Genomic DNA, 4,136 nt, shown 5'->3' with positions numbered 1-4,136 from the left:
GGTCATCGCCGGTGGTGAGGCGGTCACCGCCGAACAGGTCGCCAAGTGGTCGGTGACCCCGGACGGGTCGCCGCGCCGGTTCCACAACGCCTACGGCCCGACCGAGGCGACCATCGCCACCAACATCAGTGACCCGCTGGCCGCGGGCGATCCGGTCACCATCGGCGGTCCGATCCGCGGTATGCAGTCGCTGGTCCTCGACGCCCGGTTGCGGCCGGTGCCGGTGGGTGTCGCGGGTGAGCTGTATCTGTCCGGTGTGCAGCTGGCCCGCGGCTATCACGCGCGGGCGAGCCTGACCGCCGAACGCTTCGTGGCCAACCCCTACGAGCCCGGACAGCGGATGTACCGCACCGGTGACGTGGTGCGGTGGAACCACACCGGTGAGGTCGAATACGTCGGCCGTTCCGACTTCCAGGTCAAGGTGCGCGGCTTCCGCATCGAACTGGGTGAGATCGACGCCGCGCTCACCGCCCACGACGCCGTGGACTTCGCGGTGACCGTGGGCCACACCCGCGGCGCGGGCGCCACCTCGCTGGTGTCGTATGTCGTCGCGGTCCCGGGTGAGCCGATCGATGTCGCCGATGTGATGGCCCATCTGGAACAGCGGCTGCCCGGCTACATGGTGCCCTCGTCGATCATGGTCATCGACCGGGTGCCGCTGACCCCGGCCGGCAAGCTCGATCGCAGGGCGCTGCCGGAGCCGGAGTTCGCCACCGACACCACCTTCCGTGCGCCGCGCACGCCGGTGGAGCAGGCGATCGCCGAGGTGTTCGCCGAGGTGCTGGGTATCGAACGCGTCGGCGTCGACGATTCGTTCTTCGCGCTGGGCGGTGACTCGATCGTCTCCATCCAGCTGGTGTCGCGGGCCAAGGCGCGCGGCGTGGTGTTCAGCCCGCGCGACGTCTTCGAACAGCGCACCGTATCCGGCCTGGCGATGGTCGCCGAATCCGCTGCGGGACAGGGCGATTCCGTGCCGATGCTGGCCGAGCTGCCGGGCGGCGGTGTCGGCACCATGCCGCTGACTCCGGTGGCCCGGTTCATGGTGGAGCGGCCGGGTTCGTTCGGCCGGTTCCATCAGGCGCTGGCCCTGGAACTGCCGATCGGCATCGACCGGACCGGACTGCTCGCCACCGTCGCCGCCGTCGTGGATCGCCACGACATGCTGCGGGCGCGACTGCGCCGGCACGCGGGTGCGGAATGGATCGTGGAGACCGTCGCACCGGGCGGCGTCGATGTCGAGTCACTGCTCGACCGCACCGAATTCGACGCCGCGGCAACCGATTCGGAACTGTTCGAGATCGCGACCGCGGCCCTGGACGCGAGCCTTGACCGGCTCGATCCGGAGGCCGGGGTGGTCGTGCGCTTCGCCTGGCTGGAGCCGTCGGCCGCCGACCGGGCCGGGCGTCTGATCGTGGCCGCCCACCACCTCGTCATCGACGGTGTGTCGTGGCGCATCCTGGTGCCCGACTTCGTCACCGCCTGGGGACAGCTCTCGGCCGGTCGGACCCCGGAGCTGGCCGCGCCGCCGACCAGCATGCGCACCTGGTCGCATGCGCTCGAGCGAGCGGCCGCCGACCGCGACGACGAACTCGACTGGTGGCGTGCGGTCGTCGACGGCCCCGACCCGCTGCTCACCGAGCGGCCGTTCGATCCGGCCGTCGATGTGGCCGGGGTCGCCGGCAGGGTCGAGGTCGAGGTCTCCCCGGAGGTCACCAAGGCCCTGCTGACCGCGGTGCCGGCGCTCTACCACGGCGGAATCAACGACGGCCTGCTGGCCGCGCTGGTGCTGGCCATCGCGAAATGGCGTGCCGCGCACGCCGGTTCGGACGACCGGGCCGACAGTGCGCTGGTGCGCCTCGAGGGCCACGGCCGCGAAGAGGATGTCGTGCCGGGCGCGGACCTGTCCCGCACGGTCGGTTGGTTCACCGCGATCTTCCCCGTCCGCTTCGACCTGTCGGGTCTCGACATCGACGCGGCGCTGACCGGCGGCCCGGCGATGGGCCGGGTCGTGAAGGCGGTCAAGGAACAGCTGCTGGCCGTGCCCGACAAGGGCCTGGGCTACGGCATGCTGCGCTACCTGAACCCGCGCACGACCGACCGGCTGCCCGAGCAGATGCCGGGCCAGGTCAGCTTCAACTACCTGGGCCGGGTCTCCGACAACGCGGTGCCCGAGGCGCTGCGCGGTTTCGGCTGGATTCCCGCTCCCGAACTCGGCGAACTGGCCGGCGACTACGACGCCGATATGCCGGCGATGGCGCCGCTGGACATCAACGCCATCGTCGTCGGCGACCGGCTGACCGCGCGGATCGGCTATCCGACCACGTTGCTCGACGCCGGCGCCGTGCGCGAATTCGGCGAATTGTGGACGCGGGCGCTGGAAGCCGTTGCGCGGCACGCGGAATCGGCCGGTGCGGGTGGGCACACCCCGTCGGACTTCCCGCTGGTGCGCGTCGGCCAGAGCGACATCGACGGCTGGGAGCGGCGCTTCGGTGAGATCTCGCAGGTCTGGCCGCTGTCCTCGCTGCAGGCCGGTCTGCTGTTCCACGCCGAACTGGCCGCCGCCTCCGTCGACGTCTACACCGGTCAGGCCGTCCTCGACCTCACCGGCCGCGTCGATCCGGCCCGGTTGCGCAGTGCCGCACAGGCTCTGATCGATCGGTACGAGACGCTGCGCACGGCCTTCGTCACCGACGCACAGGGCCATCCGGTGCAGGTCGTGCTGGACGGTGTGCGGGCGACGTGGGCCGAACACGACCGCCGCGAGACCGGCGAGGCCGCCGATCTGATCGAGGCCGACCGGACCCGCCGCTTCGACCTGGCCGCGCCGCCGCTGATCCGGTTCACCCTGATCCGGGTGGCCGAGCAGCGCTGGTCGCTGGTCGTCTCGAACCACCACATCCTGCTCGACGGCTGGTCGATGCCGCTGCTCATGCGGGATCTACTGGTGCTCTACGCCACGCACGCCGACTCCGGCGCGCTGACCGCCGTGCGCTCCTACCGGCATTTCCTGGAATGGGTTGCCCAGCAGGATCATTCGGCCTCGCTGGCGGCGTGGACCGATGCCCTCGCCGGCATCTCCGAGCCGACCCTGCTGGCGCGCCCCGACGCCGGCCGCGAGATCACCGCGCTGTCGGACGAGTACGTCTTCGAACTCGACTCCGTGCAGACCGCGCGGCTGACCGAATTCGCCGCGCGACTCGGCGTCACCGCCAACACCGTGTTGCAGACGGCCTGGGGCATCGTCCTGGGCCGCATGACCGGCCGCGACGACGTGGTCTTCGGCACCACCGTCTCGGGCCGCCCGCCGGAGCTGGCCGGGGTCGAATCCATGGTCGGCCTGTTCATCAACACCGTGCCGGTGCGGGTGCGTCTGGATGCCGCCGAGTCCGTGGAGCAGCTGCTCACGCGGGTGCAGGGTGAGCAGGCGGATCTGCTCGACCATCACTACCTCGGCCTGGCCGATATCCAGGACGCGATCGGCGTCGGCGGACTGTTCGACACCCTGGTGGTGTTCGAGTCCTATCCGGTGGATGCCGAGGGCATTCAGCGCCAGGCCGCCGACATCGACGGTATGGCGGTGGCCGGACTCGAGGCCACCGACGCCACCCACTATCCGCTGAGCTTGATCGCCTCGCTGGGCTCCACACCGCGGTCGGACGACGGGCCCGAAGGCGGCAGCTCGCGTAACCACGTAGGGCCCCGGACGACCGCCGATCGAACCCTGCGGATCCGGGCCGGTTATCTGCGCGACCTGTTCGACGAGAACGCGGTGCGCCGCATCGCCGACCGGCTGCTGCGGGTGCTCACGACCATCGTGGGCGACCCCGCGGTCAGCGCCGGCGATATCGAACTGCTCGAGCCCGCCGAACGCGAACTCGTGGTGTCGCAATGGAATTCGACCGACCACGAGGTCGACGGCTCGGCCACCCTGGTCTCGCTGTTCGAGGAGCAGGTCGAACGCACCCCCGACGCCACCGCGGTGAGCTTCGAGGGGACAGGTCTGTCCTACGCCGACTTCGCGGCCCGGGTGCACGCACTGGCCCGCTGGCTGATCGAGCGCGGCGTCGGCCCGGACACCTTCGTGGCACTCGGTATGCGGCGTTCGATCGATCTGGTGGTCGGCATGTACGCCGTGA

The 4,136-nt window shown here is 70.7% G+C and carries 1 protein-coding gene; it reads left to right on the top strand.

Going from position 1 to position 4,136, the window contains the following annotated elements:
• The coding region (locus tag IRT45_RS35965; RefSeq protein ID WP_194810213.1) for a condensation domain-containing protein at positions 1 to 4,136 on the top strand (4,136 nt) is incomplete at both ends.

Source organism: Nocardia sp. BSTN01 (genome assembly GCF_015354405.1).
Lineage (GTDB): Bacteria > Actinomycetota > Actinomycetes > Mycobacteriales > Mycobacteriaceae > Nocardia.
Note: the sequence above shows the minus strand (reverse complement) of the source record. Positions and strands in the feature narration are given on the sequence as shown.